The 20,185-nt window shown below is 70.7% G+C and carries 19 protein-coding genes and 2 pseudogenes; 9 read left to right on the forward strand and 12 right to left on the reverse strand.

What is annotated here, in order from left to right:
• Nucleotides 1–3: 3 nt before the first annotated feature.
• On the reverse strand, nt 4–1,011 hold the full coding sequence (locus tag KCH48_RS14870; protein ID WP_210574313.1) for an aldo/keto reductase: 1,008 nt from the start codon (nt 1,009–1,011) through the stop codon (nt 4–6).
• 49 nt (nt 1,012–1,060) lie between these two features.
• Nucleotides 1,061–1,972 carry a LysR family transcriptional regulator gene (locus KCH48_RS14875; RefSeq protein WP_210574580.1) on the reverse strand — a complete coding sequence of 304 codons (912 nt, stop codon included), beginning with the start codon at nt 1,970–1,972 and terminating at the stop codon, nt 1,061–1,063.
• A gap of 79 nt (nt 1,973–2,051) precedes the next feature.
• Here KCH48_RS14875 and KCH48_RS42240 point away from each other — a divergent pair.
• Both KCH48_RS42240 and KCH48_RS42245 read left to right on the forward strand, forming a co-directional pair.
• Nucleotides 2,052–2,930, forward strand: a pseudogene (locus KCH48_RS42240) (EamA family transporter); the annotation flags it as partial.
• Between the two features lie 111 nt (nt 2,931–3,041).
• Nucleotides 3,042–3,653, forward strand: a pseudogene (locus tag KCH48_RS42245) (NAD(P)-dependent oxidoreductase); the annotation flags it as partial.
• Here KCH48_RS42245 and KCH48_RS14885 read toward each other — a convergent pair.
• From KCH48_RS14885 to KCH48_RS14895, 3 genes are all read right to left on the reverse strand, one after another.
• Nucleotides 3,650–4,261, reverse strand: a complete 612-nt coding sequence (locus tag KCH48_RS14885; protein ID WP_210574317.1) for a LysE family translocator — start codon at nt 4,259–4,261, stop codon at nt 3,650–3,652. The pseudogene KCH48_RS42245 and the gene KCH48_RS14885 overlap by 4 nt on opposite strands.
• Nucleotides 4,262–4,328: 67 nt before the next feature.
• Nucleotides 4,329–5,279 carry a DUF4394 domain-containing protein gene (locus KCH48_RS14890; protein ID WP_210574319.1) on the reverse strand — a complete coding sequence of 317 codons (951 nt, stop codon included), beginning with the start codon at nt 5,277–5,279 and terminating at the stop codon, nt 4,329–4,331.
• 147 nt (nt 5,280–5,426) lie between these two features.
• Nucleotides 5,427–6,809, reverse strand: a complete 1,383-nt coding sequence (locus tag KCH48_RS14895) for a glycine--tRNA ligase (RefSeq protein WP_210574321.1) — start codon at nt 6,807–6,809, stop codon at nt 5,427–5,429.
• A gap of 160 nt (nt 6,810–6,969) precedes the next feature.
• Between KCH48_RS14895 and KCH48_RS14900 the strand changes: the two genes are divergently transcribed.
• The 4 genes from KCH48_RS14900 to KCH48_RS14915 all read left to right on the forward strand — a co-directional run bounded on the left by KCH48_RS14900 (nt 6,970) and on the right by KCH48_RS14915 (nt 10,191).
• Entirely contained in the window at nt 6,970–7,944 is a 975-nt protein-coding gene (locus KCH48_RS14900; protein ID WP_210574323.1) for a metal ABC transporter solute-binding protein, Zn/Mn family, read from the forward strand.
• A gap of 33 nt (nt 7,945–7,977) precedes the next feature.
• Nucleotides 7,978–8,760 (forward strand): metal ABC transporter ATP-binding protein, encoded by a 783-nt coding sequence (locus tag KCH48_RS14905; protein WP_210574325.1) that lies wholly within the window; start codon nt 7,978–7,980, stop codon nt 8,758–8,760.
• The gene (locus tag KCH48_RS14910) at nt 8,760–9,662 is read left to right on the forward strand and encodes a metal ABC transporter permease (protein WP_210574327.1); all 903 of its coding nucleotides are present in this window, start codon (nt 8,760–8,762) and stop codon (nt 9,660–9,662) included. The genes KCH48_RS14905 and KCH48_RS14910 overlap by 1 nt, the downstream gene beginning before the upstream one ends.
• A 112-nt stretch (nt 9,663–9,774) precedes the next feature.
• Nucleotides 9,775–10,191, forward strand: coding sequence for a Fur family transcriptional regulator (locus KCH48_RS14915; RefSeq protein WP_210574329.1), 417 nt, complete (start codon nt 9,775–9,777; stop codon nt 10,189–10,191).
• Between the two features lie 52 nt (nt 10,192–10,243).
• On the opposite strand, the gene KCH48_RS14920 is transcribed toward KCH48_RS14915, so the two are convergent.
• A complete protein-coding gene (locus KCH48_RS14920; RefSeq protein WP_210574331.1) occupies nt 10,244–11,077 on the reverse strand; it encodes an isoprenyl transferase in 834 nt (277 codons plus the stop codon).
• 61 nt (nt 11,078–11,138) lie between these two features.
• Complete coding sequence (gene recO, locus KCH48_RS14925; RefSeq protein WP_210574333.1) at nt 11,139–11,885, reverse strand: DNA repair protein RecO; 747 nt, start codon at nt 11,883–11,885, stop codon at nt 11,139–11,141.
• Between the two features lie 421 nt (nt 11,886–12,306).
• Between recO and KCH48_RS14930 the strand changes: the two genes are divergently transcribed.
• From KCH48_RS14930 to KCH48_RS14940, 3 genes are all read left to right on the forward strand, one after another.
• Nucleotides 12,307–12,972, forward strand: a complete 666-nt coding sequence (locus KCH48_RS14930; protein WP_210574335.1) for a response regulator transcription factor — start codon at nt 12,307–12,309, stop codon at nt 12,970–12,972.
• A gap of 99 nt (nt 12,973–13,071) precedes the next feature.
• Nucleotides 13,072–14,619, forward strand: coding sequence for an MFS transporter (locus tag KCH48_RS14935; protein WP_210574337.1), 1,548 nt, complete (start codon nt 13,072–13,074; stop codon nt 14,617–14,619).
• A gap of 31 nt (nt 14,620–14,650) precedes the next feature.
• Nucleotides 14,651–15,850, forward strand: a complete 1,200-nt coding sequence (locus tag KCH48_RS14940) for an FAD-dependent oxidoreductase (RefSeq protein ID WP_210574339.1) — start codon at nt 14,651–14,653, stop codon at nt 15,848–15,850.
• An 11-nt stretch (nt 15,851–15,861) separates the two neighbouring features.
• Here KCH48_RS14940 and KCH48_RS14945 read toward each other — a convergent pair whose 3' ends face one another.
• Genes KCH48_RS14945 through KCH48_RS14965 form a run of 5 tightly spaced genes read right to left on the reverse strand, consistent with a single transcriptional unit; the run spans nt 15,862 to nt 20,169 of the window.
• Nucleotides 15,862–16,455 (reverse strand): TetR/AcrR family transcriptional regulator, encoded by a 594-nt coding sequence (locus KCH48_RS14945; RefSeq protein WP_210574341.1) that lies wholly within the window; start codon nt 16,453–16,455, stop codon nt 15,862–15,864.
• Nucleotides 16,456–16,486: 31 nt separating this feature from the next.
• The gene (locus tag KCH48_RS14950) at nt 16,487–17,764 is read right to left on the reverse strand and encodes an acyltransferase domain-containing protein (protein WP_210574343.1); all 1,278 of its coding nucleotides are present in this window, start codon (nt 17,762–17,764) and stop codon (nt 16,487–16,489) included.
• A 38-nt stretch (nt 17,765–17,802) separates the two neighbouring features.
• Entirely contained in the window at nt 17,803–18,633 is an 831-nt protein-coding gene (locus KCH48_RS14955) for a cyclase family protein (protein ID WP_210574345.1), read from the reverse strand.
• 10 nt (nt 18,634–18,643) lie between these two features.
• Complete coding sequence (locus KCH48_RS14960) at nt 18,644–19,195, reverse strand: isoprenylcysteine carboxylmethyltransferase family protein (protein ID WP_307840887.1); 552 nt, start codon at nt 19,193–19,195, stop codon at nt 18,644–18,646.
• A complete protein-coding gene (locus KCH48_RS14965; RefSeq protein ID WP_210574582.1) occupies nt 19,192–20,169 on the reverse strand; it encodes a carbohydrate kinase family protein in 978 nt (325 codons plus the stop codon). The genes KCH48_RS14960 and KCH48_RS14965 overlap by 4 nt, the downstream gene beginning before the upstream one ends.
• Nucleotides 20,170–20,185 lie beyond the last annotated feature (16 nt).

Below are 20,185 nucleotides of genomic sequence, written 5' to 3' on the forward strand. Positions count from 1 at the left end.
TCGTCACTTGGTGCCCAGGTGGGACATCTGCGCGGCCGGGTAGCGGTCGCCCGCCGCCGCGTCCGCCGGTACGGCCTCCTCGACAGCCCGCAGATCGGCCTCGTCCAGCGTGACGTCCAGCGCGCCGAGGGACTCCGTGAGCCGGTCCCGGGTGCGGGCGCCGACGAGCGGCACGATGTCGTCGCCGCGCGACAGAGCCCAGGCGATGGCGATCTGCGCGACCGAGACGCCCTTCTGCTCGGCGATCTTCCGCAGGGCCTCGACCAGGTTCAGGTTGTGCTGGAGGTTCTCGCCCTGGAAGCGGGGCGACAGGGACCGGAAGTCGTTCGCGGCGAGCTGCCGGTCGGCGGAGAAGTGGCCGGAGATCAGTCCGCGCGAGAGCACCCCGTACGCCGTGATGCCGATCCCCAATTCGCGCGTGGTCGGCAGGATCTCGTCCTCGATGCCGCGTGAGATCAGCGAGTACTCGATCTGCAGGTCGGCTACGGGTGCCGTGGCGGCCGCCCTGCGGATGGTGTCCGCGCCGACCTCGCTCAGACCGACATGCCGCACGTACCCCTTCTCGATCAGCTCCGCGATCGCTCCGACCGTCTCCTCGATGGGCACGGCCGGGTCGAGCCGGGCGATCCGGTACACGTCGATGTGGTCGACGCCGAGGCGCTGGAGCGAGTACGCGGCGAAGTTCTTCACGGCGGCGGGACGGCCGTCGTATCCGCTCCAGCCGCCGTCCGGGTCGCGCAGTGCGCCGAACTTCACACTGACGACCGCCTGTTCACGCCGGGCCGCCGGCGCGCTGCGCAGGGCCTCGCCGATCAGCATCTCGTTGTGGCCCATGCCGTAGAAGTCGCCGGTGTCGAGCAGGGTCACGCCGGACTCCAGTGCGGCGTGAATGGTCGCGATCGACTCGGCCCGGTCCGCGTCGCCGTACAGCGCGGACATGCCCATGCAGCCGAGGCCGAGGGCGGAGACCTGGGGGCCGGTGGTTCCGAGGGTTCGGGTTCGCATCGTCATGTGCTCCAGCCTGACATGACAGCTGACATATTTCAATATCTGTCAGCTGTCATTCGTCAGCCACCACAGCCGTTCCTGCGGAGCGAACCCCGAGCACATCGAGCATCGCCCGCGTCGCCGGACTCGGATTGAACCGGCTCCACGCGAGCACCTCGATACGACGCGGCCCGCCCACCACCGGGACCAGCACCAGCTCGGGGTCGCCCTCCGCCAGCGGCCGGGCGAAGGCCGACGGCAGCAGCGCGACGCCCAGGGCCCGGGCGGTCAGCCGGGTGATCAGCTCGACGACCCCGACCTCGTAGGCCACGTCCCGCGCCAGCCCTGCCGCGGCGAACGCCTGGTCGGACTGGGCCCGGGCGGGTGTGCCGTGCATGAAGTCCACGAAGGTCTCCTCGGCGATGTCCCGCAGGGTGACCCGGGAAGCGCCCGCGAGCCGGTGCCCGGCCGGCACGACCAGCACATGCTCGTCGTGATCGAGCACCAAGGTCTCCACCTCGGCCGGCCGCTGGTCCTCGGGCAGACCGAGAAAGGCGATGTCCAGTTCGCCGTCCCGGATCGCCGCCACCAGATCGTCGCTGCGCCCGGAGCGCAACACGATCCTGACCTCCGGGTGCAGCGCGCGATACCGCTGCAACAGCTCCGGTACGTCGACGGCGGCGGTGGTCACGATCACGCCGACGGCGAGCCGGCCCCGTACCACCCCGGCCGCCGCGCCGGCGTCGGCAGCCGCGAGGTCGGCGGCCGTCAGGCACTCGCGGGCCCGCGCGACGAACGCCTCTCCGGCGCTGGTCAGCTCCACCCGACGACTGGAGCGGGCGAACAGCCGGACCCCCAGCTCCCGTTCCAGGCCCGCGATCCGGTGGCTCAGTGACGACTGCACCACGGAACACCGCTCCGCGGCCCGCGTGAAGTTGCGGGTCTCGGCGACGGCGACGACGTAGCGCATCTGCTGAAGATCCATCCAGCCATCGTTCTGATTCATCGCTGCCATGGCAACCATGCTTTGGAGTCATGACGCGGTGCGGCCGAGACTGCACCCCATGCAGAGGAATTCGTCCGCGCAGCACGCGGCGACCGTCGCCCTGACCGCACTCGCCCCGGCCTCCTGGGGCACCACCTACGCCGTCACCACAGAGCTGCTGCCGCCCGGGCATCCGCTGTTCGCCGCGCTGTTGCGTGCCCTGCCCGCCGGGCTGCTCGCGCTGGCGCTCACCCGTGTGCTGCCGCGCGGCGACTGGTGGTGGAAGGCCGCCGTCCTCGGCACCCTCAACATCGGCGCGCTGTTCCCCCTGCTGTTCGTGGCCGCCGAACGGCTTCCCGGCGGTGTCGCCGGCACCCTCGGCGCCGTCCAGCCGCTGCTCGTCGCCGGGCTGGCCATCGCGGTGCTCCACAGTCGGCCGACCGCCTGGACCTGGATGTGGGGTGTGCTCGGTGTGGTCGGCGTCGGGCTCGTGGTGCTCGGGCCCGAGGCCCGGCTGGACGCCGTCGGCGTGCTCGCCGGTCTCGGCGGTACGGCGGGCATGGCGGCCGGGGTGGTCCTCACCAAGCGCTGGGGCCGCCCCGCGGGGGTCGGTCCGATGACCCTGGCGGGCTGGCAACTGACGGTCGGCGGGCTGGTGTTGCTGCCCCTCACCGTCGTGTTCGAGGGAGCGCCGCCGTCGATCGACACGGAGGCCGTCGTCGGCTATCTGTGGCTCGGCAGCATGGGCGGGCTGATCTCGTTCACGCTGTGGTTCCGCGGCATCGGGAAGCTGCCGGTCAGGGCGTCCGCCCCGCTGGTGCTGCTGTCACCGCTGGTCGCCACCGTCGTAGGTCTCACGCTCGGCGAGACGCTGAACCCGCTCCAGGCCTTCGGTTTCACCCTCGCCCTGGCCGCCCTGCTGGCCGCGCAGTTCAACGCCCCGCACACAAGGAGAGCAGATTCCATGACGACAGGGTCGACAGGGACGGCAGGGACGGCAGGCCTGACGATCGCCGTGCTCGGCGCCACCGGCATGGTCGGCAGCCGGGTGATCAACGAGGCCGTCGCACGCGGACACCACGTGCGCGCCCTGTCCCGGAAGCCTGCCGACGAGGACCCCGACGTGACGCCCTTCGCCATCGACGCGAACGACACGGACGCCCTGCGCGAGGCGCTCGCCGGCACCGACGCCGTTGTGGTCGCGGTGCGGACCGATCCGGTCGACCAGGACTTCCTCGTCGGTACGACCCGTGCGGTGCTGAACACCGGGATACGCACCCTCGTGGTCGGCGGCGCGGGGGTGCTGCGCAGCCCGGAGGACGGTGAGCTGCTGGTCGCCGACAACCCGGTGTACGTGCCGGAAGAGGTGAAGCCGGTAGCGGCGGCCGGAGTGGCTCAACTGCGGGCCTGCGAAGGGCACGGCGGCAACTGGGCCTATCTCGCGCCGCCCGCCCTGCTGGTCCCCGGCGAGCGCACCGGCCACTACCGGCGGGGCACCGACACCTTGCTCACGGCCGCCGACGGCCGCGCGTGGATCAGCGCGGAGGATCTGGCTGTCGCCGTACTCGACGAACTGGAGGCGCCCGCCCCTGACCGCCTGTTCACCGTCGTCCACTGCGGCGCCGTCGTGGCTGGTCGCGCAGTTCCCCGCGCCCCTTTGGGGCGCCACCGAACCGCCTAGCGGGAGGTGAACGCCAGCTTCGCCCCCAGCGCCACGAACGACCCCGCGAAGCTCCGCCGCAGCCACGTCATCACCCCCGGCCGGGACGTGACGTGGCTGCGGACGGACGCGGCGAGGATGCCGTAGGCCGCGAAGACGACGAAGGTGGCCAGCATGAAGACGCCGCTGAGGGCGAGCATTCGCGGGACCGCACGCGGCCCGTCCGGGTCGACGAACTGGGGCAGGAAGGCGAAGAAGAACATCGTCAGCTTGGGGTTGAGCAGATTGATCAGTACGCCTCGGACGATCATTCGACTCGCCGAGACCGGCGCCGCCGTACGCTCCACGGTGATCGCATCCTTGTCCCGCAAGGTCGCCCACGCCATGTACAGGAGATAGGCGACACCGGCGTACTTCAGGATCTGGAAGGCCGTGGCACTGGCGTGCAGCAGCGCGGCGACGCCGGTGATCGTGGCCACCATGTGCGGGACGATGCCGAGGGCGCAGGCGAAGGCGGCCACCACACTCGCCCGCCGGCCGTGCGACAGCCCGGCCGCGAGGGTGTAGACGACGCCGGTGCCGGGAGTGGCGACCACGACCAGGGTGGTCAGCAGGAACGCGATGCTCATGCCACCCACCCTGTCGGGCCGCCACGGACCGGTACAGGACCAATTACTCGTCCCCTACGGGGACCACTCAGCCCTGCTTCAGCGGCAGCGCCAGGTCGACCACGGCCCGGCCGCCGTCGAAGGTCCCGGCCCGCGTGACCGAGCCGTTCAGCAGGTCCACGCGGTACAGCCGCTGTGCGCCGCCGACGCTGAGGACGCCGTACGCCGTGTTGGAACCGCTCCTCGTGGACGTGTAGATGTCGAAGCCCGCGCTCGGGCCCGCGTCGACGCCCAGCTTGCCGGTGGGGGCGAGGTTGCCCGCGTTCGCCGGGGACTGGATGGAGACCTGGTCGCCCGCCGTGTCCACGTCGAAGAGGGTCGTGGCGGTGGTCTGGGAGAGGTCGTTGTTCGTGTACGCCGCCCCGGTCACGCCCTGTGCCGTGGCGCCCGCCGTCGCGGGCGGGACCGGCGGGTTGGTCAGGGTGCCGTCGACAGCAGTGGTGCCCGCCGCCGGGGCGCCCGCCGGGTCGTCGATGTTGTGGCGGAGGTTCTGGCCGGTGTCGCTGATGACGCGCAGGCGGTTGGCGGCCGGGTTGAAGTCGACGCCGTACGACCCGCCCTGCAGCGCCACGCTCAGCTGGCTGACCTTCTTCGCCTTCGCGCCGATCTCGCGGACCGTGTAGACGCCGCCGCGGTCGCCGACGCCGTACAACTTGCCGTTCTGGACGCGGTAGTCGATGCCGACGAGCTTGGTGTCGCCCTGGAGGCCGTGCACCTTGCCGAGCGGGAGGACGCGGTCGGGACGGTCGGTGCGGAAGCTGACGAGCCGCTGGTCGGCGGTGAGGCCGATGGCGGTGAGCCGGTCGCTCTGCGCCGCGCCCGCACCAGCGCCGGCGCCGGCGCCGATCAGGCCGCCCTTGTTCTCGATGGCGGCGGGGGAAGACTCGGCCTTCGCCGCCCCGTCGCCCGTCGCTCCGCAGCCGACGGTGCCGATGGCCAGTGCCATGACGGACGCGGCGATGACTGCTTGCTTGCGCATTGGTGCCCCCGTGAAGTTCTCACCGCGACCCGCCCGCTGCGGGCCGCGCATGTCCCCTCTTCGGAGCCGGATGGGCACTGGATGGGAAAAACCCCGGTTCCGTTACGTCTGTTACGTCCGTAACGGAACCGGGGTTTTTGCCGACACTTACGCGCCGATGAGACGACCCGCCAGGTAACCCTCGATCTGGTCCAGCGACACCCGCTCCTGCTTCATGGTGTCGCGCTCGCGCACCGTCACCGCGTTGTCGTCCAGGGTGTCGAAGTCGACCGTCACGCAGTACGGCGTGCCGATCTCGTCCTGGCGGCGGTAGCGGCGGCCGATGGCGCCGGCGTCGTCGAACTCGATGTTCCAGTTCTGCCGGAGCGCCTGGGCGAGGCCCTTGGCCTTGGGCGACAGTTCCGGGTTCCTCGAAAGAGGAAGCACGGCAACCTTCACCGGAGCCAGACGGTGGTCCAGACGCAGCACCGTCCGCTTCTCCATCTTGCCCTTGGCGTTGGGCGCCTCGTCCTCGATGTAGGCGTCGAGGAGGAAGGCCAGCATCGCGCGGCCGACACCGGCGGCGGGCTCGATGACGTACGGCGTCCAGCGCTCCCCGGCCTCCTGGTCGAAGTAGGAGAGGTCCTGGCCGGAGGCCTTGGAGTGGGCGCCGAGGTCGTAGTCGGTGCGGTTGGCCACACCTTCCAGCTCGCCCCACTCGTTGCCGCCGAACTGGAAGCGGTACTCGATGTCAGCGGTGCGCTTGGAGTAGTGGGAGAGCTTCTCCTTCGGGTGCTCGTACCACCGCATGTTCTCCTCGCGCAGGCCCAGGCCGGTGTACCAGTTCCAGCGCTGCTCCATCCAGTACTCCTGCCACGTCTCGTCCTCGCCCGGCTTGACGAAGAACTCCATCTCCATCTGCTCGAACTCGCGGGTGCGGAAGATGAAGTTGCCGGGCGTGATCTCGTTGCGGAAGGACTTGCCCATCTGGGCGATGCCGAACGGCGGCTTGCGGCGCGAGGTGGTCTGCACCTGGGCGAAGTTGGTGAAGATGCCCTGCGCGGTCTCGGGACGCAGGTAGGCGATGGAGCCGGAGTCCTGGGTGGGGCCGAGGTGGGTGGAGAGGAGGCCCGAGAACTGCTTGGGCTCGGTGAACTGGCCCTTGTTGCCGCAGTTGGGGCAGTTGACGTCGGCGAGGCCGTTCTCGGGGAGGTGGCCCTTCTTGGCCTCGTACGCCTCCTCCAGGTGGTCCGCGCGGAACCGCTTGTGACAGGAGGTGCACTCGGTGAGCGGGTCCGTGAAGGTGGCGACATGGCCGGAGGCGACCCACACCTCGGGGGCCAGGATCACGGACGAGTCGATACCGACGACGTCCTCGCGCGAGGTCACCATGTAGCGCCACCACTGGCGCTTGAGGTTCTCCTTGAGCTCGACACCAAGCGGCCCGTAGTCCCAGGCGGCGCGCTGTCCGCCGTAGATCTCACTGCAGGGAAATACGAAGCCACGGCGCTTGCTCAGGCTGACGATGGTGTCGATCTTGTCGGCGGCCACGGTGCTCTCTTCATTACGACGACGGGCGACGAAGCGAGGTGCTTCCAGCGAATGCTTCAGGTTACCGGCGCAGGCTCCCCCTCAACCAAATCGGGTTGTGCTCAGGGCCACCCCGGACCTTTGTTGACAATCGTTTCCAGAACCATTGAAAATGACTGTCATGAACGTACGTCGTCGTCTGATACCCACAGCCGTGGTGACCGCCCTCGGTCTCGCGGCCCTCTCCGCCTGCTCCAGCGACAGCGGCAGTGACACCGCCGCGAGCGCGGGCGGCACGGACAAGTTCGACGTCGTCGCGTCGTTCTACCCGATGCAGTTCCTCGCCGAGCAGATCGGCGGGGACCATGTGAACGTCACCACGCTGACCGAGCCCGGCCAGGAGCCGCACGACCTCGAGATCAGCGCCAAGCAGACCGCGGCACTCCAGGAGTCCGACGCGGTGCTCTATCTCAAGACCCTCCAGCCCGCCGTCGACGAGGCGGTGGAGCAGTCCCCCGTCAAGACGAAGATCGACGCGGCGACCCTCACCAAGTTCGAGAACCACGGCGAGACCGGCCACGCCCATGAGGGCGAGGAAGAGCACGCCGAGGAGGAGCACGCGGAGGAGGAGTCGGCGCTCGACCCGCACGTCTGGCTGGACCCGGTGAAGTACGCCGAGGTCGCAGAGGGTGTCAGCGCCGCCTTCGAGAAGGCCGACCCGGACAACGCGGCCGACTACCGGAAGAACACCGTGGACCTGGTCGCGAAGCTGAACACGCTGAACACCGACTTCGAGACCGGCCTGAAGAACACCGACACGAAGGTGTTCTTCACCAACCACTCGGCCTTCGCCTACCTCGCCGAGCGCTACGGCCTGACCCAGGAGTCCGTCACCGGCGTCGACCCGGAGAGCGAGCCCAGCGCGGCGCGCATGAAGGAACTCCAGGCGGAGGCCAAGGCGGACGGCGTGACCACCGTCTTCTACGAGACCCTGGTCTCCGACAAGACGGCCAAGACCCTGGCCGACGACGCCGGGCTGAAAACTGATGTACTCGACCCGCTCGAGGGCATCACCGACAAGTCCAAGGGCGACGACTACTTCGGGGTCATGCAGGCGAACCTGACGGCCCTGGAGAAGGCGCTCGGCGCGAAGTGACCAGCAGTACACAGCAGTTCGGAGGCGCACGCCATGACGGCACGTAAAGCCGGCGACCCCGTCATATCCCTGCGGAGCGTGACGGCGGAGCTCGGCTCGCGCCCCGTGCTGCGCGGCATCGACCTCACCGTGGGCCACGGTGAGGTCGTCGCGCTGCTCGGCGCCAACGGCTCCGGGAAGTCGACCGCGGTGCGCACGATCATCGGCCAGGTCCCGGTGTCCGGCGGCGAGATAGAGATCTTCGGCACCCCGCGGCGCCGGTTCCGCGACTGGGCGCGGGTCGGCTACGTCCCCCAGCGCACGACCGCCGCGGGCGGTGTCCCGGCGACGGTGACCGAGGTCGTCTCCTCGGGCCGCCTCTCCCGCACCCGCTTCGGCGTCCTGCGCAAGGCCGACCGGGACGCGATAGGGCACGCCCTGGAGCTGGTCGGCATGGCGGACCGCGCCAAGGACTCCGTCGACGCGCTCTCCGGCGGCCAGCACCAGCGGGTGCTGATCGCCCGCGCGCTCGCCTCCGATCCCGAACTGCTGATCATGGACGAGCCGATGGCAGGCGTGGACCTGGCCAGCCAGGAGGTGCTGGCGCGGACGCTCACGGAGCAGGTGTCCCAGGGCACGACGGTCCTGCTCGTCCTGCATGAACTGGGCCCCCTGGAGCCGCTGATCGACCGAGCGGTCGTCCTCCGCGACGGCTGTGTCCTGCACGACGGCCCGCCCCCGAAGGCGGTCGGCCAGCACGCGCTGCCGGGCCACGACCACGTCCACCCGCACTCGGCCCACGACGCCGAACCGATCCGCACGGGACTGCTGAGCTGATGGAGATCCTGGACTACGCCTTCATGCAGCGGGCCCTGCTCGCCGCCGTCCTGGTCGGCATCACCGCCCCCGCGATCGGGATCTACCTCGTCCAGCGCCGCCAGGCCCTGATGGGCGACGGCATCGGCCATGTCGCGATGACCGGCGTCGGCCTCGGCTTCCTGCTCTCCACCTCGCCGGTGTGGATGGCGACGGCGGTCGCGGTGATCGGCGCGGTCCTGATGGAGCTGATCCGCTGGTACGGCCGCACCCGCGGCGACATCGCCCTCGCGATGCTCTTCTACGGCGGTATGGCCGGCGGCGTGATGTTCATCAACCTCGCGCCGGGCGGCTCCAACGCCAACCTGAACTCGTATCTGTTCGGTTCGCTGTCCACGGTCTCCGAGGACGACGTGGCGGCGATCTGTCTGCTGGCGGCGTTCGTGGTGCTGGTCACCGTGGGGCTGCGCCGGCAGTTGTTCGCGGTCAGCCAGGACGAGGAGTTCGCGCGGGTCACGGGCCTCCCCGTCCGCGCCCTGAACCTGCTGACGGCGATCACGGCGGCGGTGACGGTGACCGTCGCGATGCGTGTGGTCGGGCTGCTGCTGGTGTCGGCGCTGATGGTGGTGCCGGTCGCCGCGGCGCAGCAGCTCAGCCGGAGTTTCGCGCTAACGTTCGCCATCGCGGTGGCGATCGGGGTGAGCGTGACGATCGGCGGGACCGTGACCTCGTACTACCAGGACGTGCCGCCCGGCGCGACGATCGTGCTGTTGGCCATCGGCGCGTTCATCGTGCTGACCGCGACGGCGGCTCCGCTGGCCCGGCGCCGTGCTCGGGCCCTGGCCGCGGCACACCCCGTGGGAGACCCCGCGGAGTGTGCGATTCCGGCCAGCCGGGAACGCGACGGAAAGGTCGGTGTCTGACCGCGCACATGTCGGACTGGCACAATGGCCGGGCACGGCAAGCGCAGATGTGAGTCGCTCGGTCGACACCGGCGCAAGCGCCCGTAGGCGACCGAGCAATAAAGGAGGACCGGTGACGACCGCTGGACAGCCGGTGAAGGGCCGAGCCACCCGGCAGCGTGCCGCCGTGGCGGCGGCGCTCGACGAGGTCGACGAGTTCCGCAGTGCGCAGGACCTGCACGACATGCTGAAGCACAAGGGCGATTCCGTCGGGCTCACGACGGTCTACCGCACCCTGCAGTCCCTCGCCGATGCCGGTGAGGTCGACGTCCTGCGCACCTCCGACGGCGAGTCCGTCTACCGCCGCTGCTCCACCGGCGAACACCACCACCACCTCGTCTGCCGCGTCTGCGGCAAGGCCGTCGAGGTCGAGGGCCCGGCCGTCGAGAAGTGGGCGGACGCGATCGCCGAGGAGCACGGCTACGTCAATGTGGCGCACACGGTGGAGATCTTCGGCACGTGTGCGGACTGCGCGGCGGCCACCGCGTAACTGACGCACCCGACGCACCTGGGGCGCCCCTCACGGGACGCCCCAGAGCCGTTCACTCCTGCCTGCCCTCCATGGCCAGCAGCTCCTCGTTCGGGATCGCGCCGCCGAAGCGCCGGTCGCGGGAGGCGAACTCCAGGCACGCGCGCCACAGGTCACGGCGGTCGAAGTCCGGCCACAGCACATCCTGGAAAACCATCTCGGCGTACGCGCTCTGCCAGAGCAGGTAGTTGGAGGTGCGCTGCTCACCGCTGGGCCGCAGGAAGAGGTCCACGTCCGGCATGTCCGGGTAGTACAGGTACTTCGCGAAGGTCTTCTCGTCGACCTTGGACGGGTCCAGCCGCCCGGCCTTCACATCCTCCGCCAGCGCCTTCGCGGCGTCGGCGATCTCGGCACGCCCGCCGTAGTTCATGCAGAAGTACAGGGTCAGCTTGTCGTTGTCCTTGGTCTGCTCCTGGGCGATCTGGAGCTCCTTGGCGACCGACTTCCACAGCTTGGGCATCCGGCCCACCCAGCGCACCCGTACGCCCAGTTCGTCGAGCTGGTCGCGGCTCTTGCGGATGAAGTCGCGGTTGAAGTTCATCAGGAAGCGCACCTCGTCGGGCGAGCGCTTCCAGTTCTCGGTGGAGAAGGCGTAGAGCGAGATCGCTTTGACGCCCATCTCGATCGATCCCTGCAGCACGTCGAGCACGCGCTCGGCACCGACTTTGTGGCCCTCGGTCCGCGGCAGCCCGCGCGCCTTGGCCCAGCGTCCGTTGCCGTCCATGACGATCGCCACATGGCGGGGGATCAGCTCGCCCGGGAGCTTCGGCGGGCGGGCACCGGACGGGTGCGGCTCCGGCGTCGTGTACTCGCGGCGCTGACGCCCCAGAAACCCGCGTACGGCCATGTGTTTCTCGTCTCCTCGCTCCGTGCATGTTGTGCGTGTTGCACGGGTTTCGCGTGTCTCGCTACTTCTCTACGTACCTGAGTGAGCGCAGCCCGCGCTCCAGGTGCCAGTGCAGGTAGGCGGAGACCAGCCCGCTGCCCTCCCGCACATACCGCGGCTCGCACGCGTCCGCGGTCTCCCAGTCTCCCGTAAGCAGCGCGCCGAGGAGTTCCAGGGTCTGCGGCGAGGGTACGACGCTCCCGCCCACCCGGCAGTCGACGCAGACGGAGCCGCCGGAGGCCACGGAGAAGAACCGGTTCGGCCCGGGCAGCCCGCACTTCGCGCAGTCGCTGAAGCTGGGCGCGTAGCCGTTGACGGCGAGCGAGCGGAGCAGGAAGGCGTCCAGGACGAGGTGGGAGGCGTGCTCGCCCCGGGCGAGCGTGCGCAGGGCGCCGACGAGCAGCAGATACTGCTGGACCGCCGGCTCGCCCTCGTGGTCGGTGAAGCGCTCGGCGGTCTCCAGCATGGCCGTCCCGGCGGTGTAGCGGGCGTAGTCGCTCACGATCCCGCCACCGTACGGAGCGATCGTCTCGCTCTGCGTGCACAGCGGCAGCCCGCGCCCGACCAGCTCGCTCCCCCGCGCGAAGAACTGCACGTCCACATGCGAGAAGGGTTCGAGCCGCGCCCCGAACTTCGACTTCGTCCGCCGCACCCCGCGGGCCACGGCGCGCACCCGCCCGTGACCGCGGGTGAGCAGGGTGATGATGCGGTCGGCTTCCCCGAGCTTTTGCGTCCGCAGGACGATGCCGTCGTCCCGGAAGAGACTCATGAGCCCATTCTCGCCTACCGCGTGCGCGCATCCGCCCGGTTGTGGCCCAGCCCACCCGGATCCGGTGCGTCGGCCGTTTCCCCCATGGGACGGATCAGCGGCCCCATTGACGGCATGGCCAACACCGGCGGACCGGAACAATAAAGTCCGGATTTCGATCCCGTAACAAGAATCGTCGGGTCCCGTGAAAATAACCACCCTCGCATGACCCACCTGCAGAGAAGCCCTTAATCAACCGCCTTTACGACCAGATTCAACATCTCCATCCTGACCGAAACGAATCAGCGAGTACGTGTAGCATCGATTGCCAGCGACCCGCCAATTCAACGGCGAAGGAGGCCGGGCCGCCAACGGGGGCACCACATGCTGCGCCCGCGCACTCTCTTCACGCACGCGAACGTCACGCGAACGAAGGGAAAGCATGTCATCGATACGAATCCTGCTCGTGGACAGCGAACGTTTAGTGGCCGAAGGATTCCAGAAGTTGTTGGAAAGTTTCTCCGAGTTTTCCGTCGTCGCAGTCGCCCGTGACGGGCTGTCGGCGCTGAGGGAGGTGCGCCGGGAACAGCCGCACCTCGTCATCATGAATCTGAGCCCGGCCGGGTCCAACTCCGCGCAGGTCGCCCGGGAGATCCGCCGCGACTTCCAGCACGTACGGATCGTCGTCCTCGCCACCAACCAGCAACCGGTCTACATGCGCGAGGCATTCGTGGCCGGCGCCAACGCCTACCTCTCCCGCAACATCGGCGCGGACGAGCTGCGCGACACCCTGCTCACGGTGCACCGAGAGGGCGCCGCCCTCTCGACCGTCGCGGCGGGGCAGGTCCTGGAACTGCTGTCGGGGCGCCCGCCGGACGGCGGCTCCCCACTCTCCCTGCTCACCGAGCGCGAACGGCAGATCCTGTTCCTCGTGGCCGACGAGCAGGCGACGCACCGCATCGCCAAACGTCTGGGCATCAGCCCGAAGACGGTCCGCAACTACCTGAGCCGTATCTACGCCAAGCTCGGCACCCAGAACCGCGTCGAGACGGCGCTGTACGCCAAGCGTTCCCTGGACCGTCGACCGGAGCCGGTCGCGGAGTTCTGACCTGCTCCCTCCGGACGCCCTGTTCCCCCTTGGGTAAATACGCTACGCTACTCGTAGCGTATTTAAATGGTCTGGCATTGAACAACCCAAGGAGGGGGCATGGCGCCCAACCGGTGGTGGACACTGACCGTGGTGTCGGTGGGCAGCTTCATGCTGCTGCTCGACGTCACGATCGTGAACATCGCACTGCCCGAGATCGAGGAGGCCCTGGACGCCACGCTCACGGACCTGCAATGGGTGGTGGCGGCCTACGCCGTGGCCCTGTCGGCCGTGCTGCTCACGGCGGGCTCCCTCGCCGACCGGTTCGGCCGACGCGCGGTCTTCTCCTGGGGCATGGCGGTCTTCACGCTTGCCTCACTGCTGTGCGGGGTCGCCCAGGACCCGCTCACCCTCATCGTGGCCCGGGTGCTCCAAGGGGTGGGCGGCGCCGCCCTGCTCGCGACCTCGTTGGCCCTGCTCGCCGCCGCCTACCCCGACCACCGCGACCGGCATGTCGCCCTCGCCGTCTGGGGCGCCGTCAGCGGGGCAGCGCTCGCCGTGGGACCGCTCGCCGGCGGGGTGCTGGTCGAAGCGGCCGGCTGGCGGTGGATCTTCCTGGTCAACCTGCCCGTCGGCATCCTCGCTCTGATCGCCACCGCACTGTGCGTGGCCGAGTCCCGGGCGGAGAGCGCCGGGCGGATCGACTGGCCCGGCTTCCTCACCTTCGGCACCGCGCTCGGCGCCCTGTCCTTCGCCCTGCTGCGCGCCAACGAGGAGGGCTGGGGCAGCGCCCCGGTGGTCAGCGGCTTCGTCCTGTCCGCCGTGTCGATGACCGCGTTCGTCCTGGTCGAACGCGCCCGGCGGGACCCCATGCTCCCCGGCGCCGTGTTCCGGAAGATCACCACCACGGGTGCCGCTGTCGGCGTCCTTGCCATGAGCTCCACGGCGTTCGCGCTGCTGCTGTACCTGACGCTGTATCTGCAGACGGTCCTCGGGCACGAACCCCTGGCGGCCGGGCTGCGGCTGCTGCCGCTGACCCTCTCCATCTTCGTCGCCTCGGCGATCGCCGCCCGGGTGGGCACCGTGCTGCCGGCCCGCTGGCTCGTCTCCGCCGGCCTGGCCTGCGTAGGGCTCGGGCTGCTGCTCATGGGCGGCCTCGACGCGTCCGACGACTGGACCGCTCTGCTCGCCGGGCAGTTGGTGACCGGGCTCGGCGTCGGACTGGTCAACCCGAACGTGGTCGCCGCCGCGATGGGCGCGGTCGAACCGGCCCGCGTGGGGGTGGCCTCCGGGCTGAGCAACACCTGCCGGTCCCTGGGCATCGCCGTCGGCATCGCCGCCTTGGGCGCGATCTTCGCCGACCGGGTGCGCGACGCGGTGCACGACGCCGTCGCCGGCACCCCGCTCCAGGAGCGGGCGGGCGAGCTCGGCCACGCCGTCGCCTCCGGGCAGATAGGTCCCGCCCTCGCCGGGCTCCCGCCCGAGCAGCGGGGCATCTTCACCGACGCGGCGCACTCCGCGTTCGTCCACGGGCTGAACTCGATCCTGACGGTGGCGGCGGTGGTGGCCTTCGCGGGTGCCCTCGCCGTCATCCCGCTCATTCGCAGCCGCGACCTTTCCACCACCGGGCCGGACGGCGAGCCCCTGCCGATCGCGGCCGGGCACTGACCCGCGCCCGCACGCAACCCAGGAGCGATCCATGAAGACCGAGACCACCCAGTGCGTCGTCGTGGGCGGCGGCCCTGCCGGGATGATGGCAGGACTGCTGCTCGCCCGGCAGGGTGTGCAGGTCACCGTCATCGAGAAGCACGGCGACTTCCTGCGGGACTTCCGCGGCGACACCGTGCACCCCTCGACCCTCCAGGTCATCGACGAACTGGGGCTGCTGGACGAGTTTCTGCAGATCCCGCACACCAAGGTCACCGACATCACGGTGAGCACAGCCGCGGGGCCGACCACGTTCGCCGACTTCTCCCGGATCCGCAGCCGCTACCCGTACATCGCGTTCATGCCGCAGTGGGACGTCCTGGACTTCCTGGCCCGCAAGGCCGGGGAACTGCCCGGCTTCCGGCTGCTGCAGAAGACCGAGGGCACCACCGTGATCCGCGAGGGCGACCGGGTGGTCGGGGTGCGCGCGGACACCCCGGAGGGGCCGCTGGAGATCCGGGCCGACCTGGTGATCGCCGCGGACGGCCGCCACTCGGCCATGCGCAAGGCCGTCGGACTGCGCGTGGCGGCGAGCGCCGCGCCCATGGACGTGCTGTGGTTCCGGCTCGGCCGCGAACCCGAAGAGACCATGACCTTCCTGCACACCGGGAAGGGCTTCGTGCTGATCACCATCGACCGGGGCTCCTACTGGCAGGTCGCGTACGTCATCCCGCAGGGCCAGTACGACGCCGTACGGGCGGAGGGCCTCGGCCGGCTGAGGGCCGACGTGTCCTCCGTGCACCCGCCGTTCGCCGAGCGGGCCGAGCGGGAGATCCGCGACTGGGACGACGTGAAACTGCTCGGCGTCCGGGTCGACCGGCTGCGCAGCTGGTACCGGCCCGGCCTGCTGTGCATCGGGGACGCGGCGCACGCCATGTCTCCGGCCGGCGGGGTCGGCATCAACCTCGCCGTGCAGGACGCGGTGGCCGCCGCGCGGATGCTCGGACCGGTGCTGCGCACGGGACGTACGCCGACCCTCAAGGAACTGCGCCGGGTCCAGCGGCGGCGCGAGTTGCCGGTACGAGCCGTGCAGTTGGCGCAGGTGCACATGCTCGCCGACCTCTATCCGAAGGACCGGCGGTCGGTGGTGGAGCGGCCGTTCGCGGCCCGGCTGGTGCGGCGCTTCCCGTTCCTGAACCGGTGGACAGCGCAGTTCATCGGCGTGGGGCTGCGGCCGGAACACGTGTCCTGAGCGGCCTGCCCTCAGGTGGCCCGGATGGCCGGCCAGATCGTGTCGACCACCACGTCCGCCCAGTCGGCGGGTGGCGGCGCGCCCCGGACCGCGAACCGGGCGATGAAGGAACCGGCCAGCATGCTGACGACCGTCTCGTAGTCGGCGTCCGCCCTCAGTTCGCCGCTCTCCACTCCGGACCGGAGGGTCTGGAAGATGACCTCCAGCCGCGGCCCCAGAATGGTCTCCCGGAACACCTGGGTGAACTCCGGGTCCTCGTCGCCGTGCAGCAGGGCGACGAGGGCCCGGAGGCCGACCACCTCTTCCAGACCATGTCGGAATTGCGTGAGCAAATAGACGAGCCGTTCCCGCACCGGAAGACCGGGGGACGGCTCGGGAATGTCCTCGACGAAAGCGAGCGAGGACCGCAGAAGTTCATAGCGGTTCTTGTACCGGCGGTAGATCGTCGTCTTCGCGGAACCCGAATACTGGGCCACCGCCTCGACCGTGACGCCCTGCGGGCCGCGTTCCCGCAGCAGGGCGAGAGCGGCCAGATTGATTCCTCTGGACACTTCCGCACTGCGCGGGCGGCCCGGAGCGGACCGGGCGATATCTTCTTCAACCATTGCCGCCAGTATAAGGAAAACCCGGGAACGGCTATACGACGGAACGGGACCCGGGGTAGACACGGCTCCAGTCCACCGGCACCCCCGCCGTGTACAGCCGCCCCAGCGCCATGAGCATCGGTCCGGTGCCGTCGGTGCTCCTGCCCAGCGAGGCCAGCCACAGCCGCCCCTCCCCCGGCAGGCAGCGTGCCCCGAGCCCGACCAGCGCCCGGCCGGGTCCGGCCTCCACATGGGCGCGGATGCCGAGTCCGTCGAGGACACGGACGGCGTCCAGGAATCGCACCGGGCCGCTCAGATGCCGGGACCAGTGCTCGGGGGCGAGTGGGCCGGTGACCCTGGCGCCGGTGACCGTGGACACGAAGGGAATGCGGGGCGGGCGCGTGGGGATCCTCTCCGCCACGGCCCGCAGTTCGGCCGACGCCGGTTCCTGGAGCGGTGAGTGCAGGCCCGAGGACACCGGCAGGCTGCTGGTCCGGACGCCGGCGGCCGTGAGGCGCTCCACGATCCGGGCCAGTTCCGTGGCCCGGCCCGAAAGGGACACCTCGCCCGGTGAGATGACCGCCGCGAGCCCCACCGACGGCCCGGTCTCCGCGAGGAGGTCCAGCGCGGCCTTCTCCTCCAGGCCGACCACCGCCATCGCACCGTCCGTGACCCGCTCGGCAAGGGTGACCTGCGTGCCGAGCAGCAGCACCGCGTCCTCCGGGGTGAGGACCCCCGCCCAGCAGGCGGCCGCATACTCGCCCGAGCTGAAGCCGAGCACCGCCGCGGCCTCTATCCCCCAGCTGCGCCACAGCTCGCCCAGCGCGAAGTTGACGCAGAACGTGCCGAGGGCCGCGTGGGCGAGCCGGTACACCACGGCCGGCCCGGCGCCGGGGTCGAGCAGGTCCTGGAGAGGAATGCCGAGGTAGGGCCGGGCCGCCTCCGCGCACCGGTCGAAGGCCGCCCGGAAGACGGGTTCGGTGCGGTGGAGGCCCCGGCCCATGCCCGCGTACTGCGCCCCCTGGCCGCTGAACAGCAAGGCGACCGGCGGCCGACGGGCCGGGTCCGCGTGCCCGACGGACACCTCCCGGACCGGCTCGCCCGCCAGGTGAGCGCCGATCCGGTCGGCCATCTCACCCGCCGTGCGGCCCACCACGCCCATCCGATGGCCGGAATGCGGGCCTGCGGCGGCCTCGGCGCACCACTGGGCCAAAGCGGCGTCGCCGAGCCGGGCGAGCCGGGCGGCGGTTTCGCGAGCGCCGGCGGTCAGGGCGTCCGAGGTGTCGGCGGAGAGGGTGAGGAGGTGCGTGGCGCGGGGGTCGTACGTCATGGTGGGAGGCCTTTCGCTGCGGGCGGGCCGGAGCCCGGTCACTGTGGGGCGGGGCCGGGCTCCGGGAACCCGGTGCGCGCCACCGCCCGGCACCATGCCGCCCCCGCGTCGGCGAGAGCGACGGGGAACGCCATGAACGTGAACGGGCCGTCCGGCAGCGCCCGTAGCCGGGCGAGCCCCTCGATCTGGATGAACTCCCGCCGCCTGCCGTGCAGATGGGTGGGCCACAGGGCGCCGGAGTCGCCCGTGGCGAAGAAGTCCTCGACCATCCGGCGGGCCGGCCCGTCGAAGCTCCAGCAGTCCGTGCCGAGCACCTTGACGCCGAGGTCCAGGAGGAGGTCGACGGCCTCGGGAGTGATCGCCGTGGATTCGGTGTAGTACGCCGGTGTACCGAGCCTCAGGTCGGAGTCGGTGCGGAACAGCACCACCCAGCCGGGACCGACCTCCGGACCGGCCGTGCGCAGCGCCTCCTTGACGTCGGCGGCCGTCACCCGGCCCCCGCAGCCGCGCACGTCGAGGACGGCACCCGGGCCGTGGAACCACTCCAGGGGCAGGTCCATGACCTTCTTCGCGGGGCGTCCCTCGCACTGCGGGCCGTAGTGGAAGGGAGCGTCGACGTGGGTGCCCTGGTGGACGGACATCCGGTAGAACTCGTTGGACATGAAGCAGCCGTCGGGCAGGTCCTGTTCGCGCAGCCGTCGGCTGCCGGTGAGCCAGCGCAGGTGGTTGACGAACCGGTCCCGGCGGCTGTCACCGGGCAACGCCCGGATCCGGCGGGAGAGATGGCGGATGCCGTCCCGGTGGAGCCACTGTTCGAACTCGACGCCGGGGGCCCGGCGGCTGACGGGGATGCTCAGATCGACGAACACGGCTGCTCCTCTACTCCTCGGTCGGTTCCGGCCGCCTGCGCACGGCCCTGCGCCCGGTGCCCGCCGCGGTGCCGGGGATCCACGCGGGCACGGCTCGCCGGTAGGCGGCGTACTCGGCACCGAAGGTCTCCGACAGTCCCGGCTCCTCGATCCGGCGGGCGGTCGTCCAGGACACGGCCAGCACGAACGCGGCCCACAGGGCGACGCCCGGCGCGGACCACAGCAGGGTCTCGCCGGCGAGGACGAGGGTCATCCCGGCGGCCATGGGGTTGCGGATCACCGCGTACCAGCCGGACCACACGAGATGCTCGGGCGGCCGGTCGCCGAGCGGGGTGGGCTGGCGCAGGTAGACCCGGTCCACGGCGTCCACGGTCATCCAGGCACCGAGGAGGACGAGAACGGCCCCGGCGGGCAGCGACAGCCAGCGGGCGAGCGGCAGTCGCGGCCCGGACAGCCACATCCCCAGCACGCTGGGCACGATCCCGGCGACGGTCAGGGGAATCAGCAACGGCCCGGGCCGGACCCGACGACCACGGCTCACGGCGGCCTCGCCGGAATTCACGAGAGGCCTGCCTTCTGCGTCTTGGGCGTGAGCCCTGGCACCGGTGCCAGTTCCGCCAGTGCCCGGTCGCCGTAGACCTCGCGCACCCGTCCCGCCACCGCCCGTGCCCTCGGCGCGTAGGTCTGGGTGCCGATCGACTCCAGGGCGAAGGACGCGAGGGCGCACCCCAGCCGGGCCGCCGCCTCGGCCGGTACGCCGAGGGCGAGGGCGGCGAGCATGCCCGCCCGCAGCGCGTCTCCCGCGCCCGTCGGATCGGCCACCGGGACATCGGGGACCGCGGGCACGACGACCGGTCGGTGGCCGGCACGTTCGAGGCGTACGCCGCTCGCGCCGAGCGTGGTCACCCAGGTGCCGACCCGCTCCAGGACGCTCGCGGCGCCCCAGCCGGTGCACTCCTGGAGCAGCGCGGCCTCGTACTCGTTGGTGAACAGCCAGCGGGCCGCCCCGAGCAGGAACCGGACGTCCGCCCGGTCCATGCGGGCGAGCTGCTGGGAGGGGTCGGCGACGAACGGCAGTCCGGCGCTACGGCACTCCTCGGTGTGCCGGAGCATCGCCGCGGGGTCGTTGGGCGACACGACCACCAGGCCGAGTTCCCCGACCCGCGCCAGGACGTCCCGCAGGGCGATGGTGTACGCCGCCCGCATCGCGCCCGCGTGGAACGTGGCGATCTGGTTGTGGTCCGCGTCGGTCGTGCACACGAACCGTGCCGTGTGCTCGCCCGGCACGACCAGCACGGAGTCGGTGTCGACGCCGTGCTGCTTGAGCCAGACCTGGTAGTCGGAGAAGTCGGCCCCGGCCGCGCCGACCAGCACCGGGGACATCCCGAGCCGCCCGAGGCCGTAGGCGATGTTGGCGGCGACGCCGCCGCGCCGTATCTCCAGCCGGTCGGAGAGGAACGACAGGGAGACGCTGTGCAGCCGGTCGGCGACGAGCTGCTCGGCGAAACGGCCCGGGAAGGACATGAGGTGGTCCATGGCGATGGACCCGGTG

The organism is Streptomyces sp. GESEQ-4 (assembly GCF_017948455.1).
Classification (GTDB): domain Bacteria; phylum Actinomycetota; class Actinomycetes; order Streptomycetales; family Streptomycetaceae; genus Streptomyces.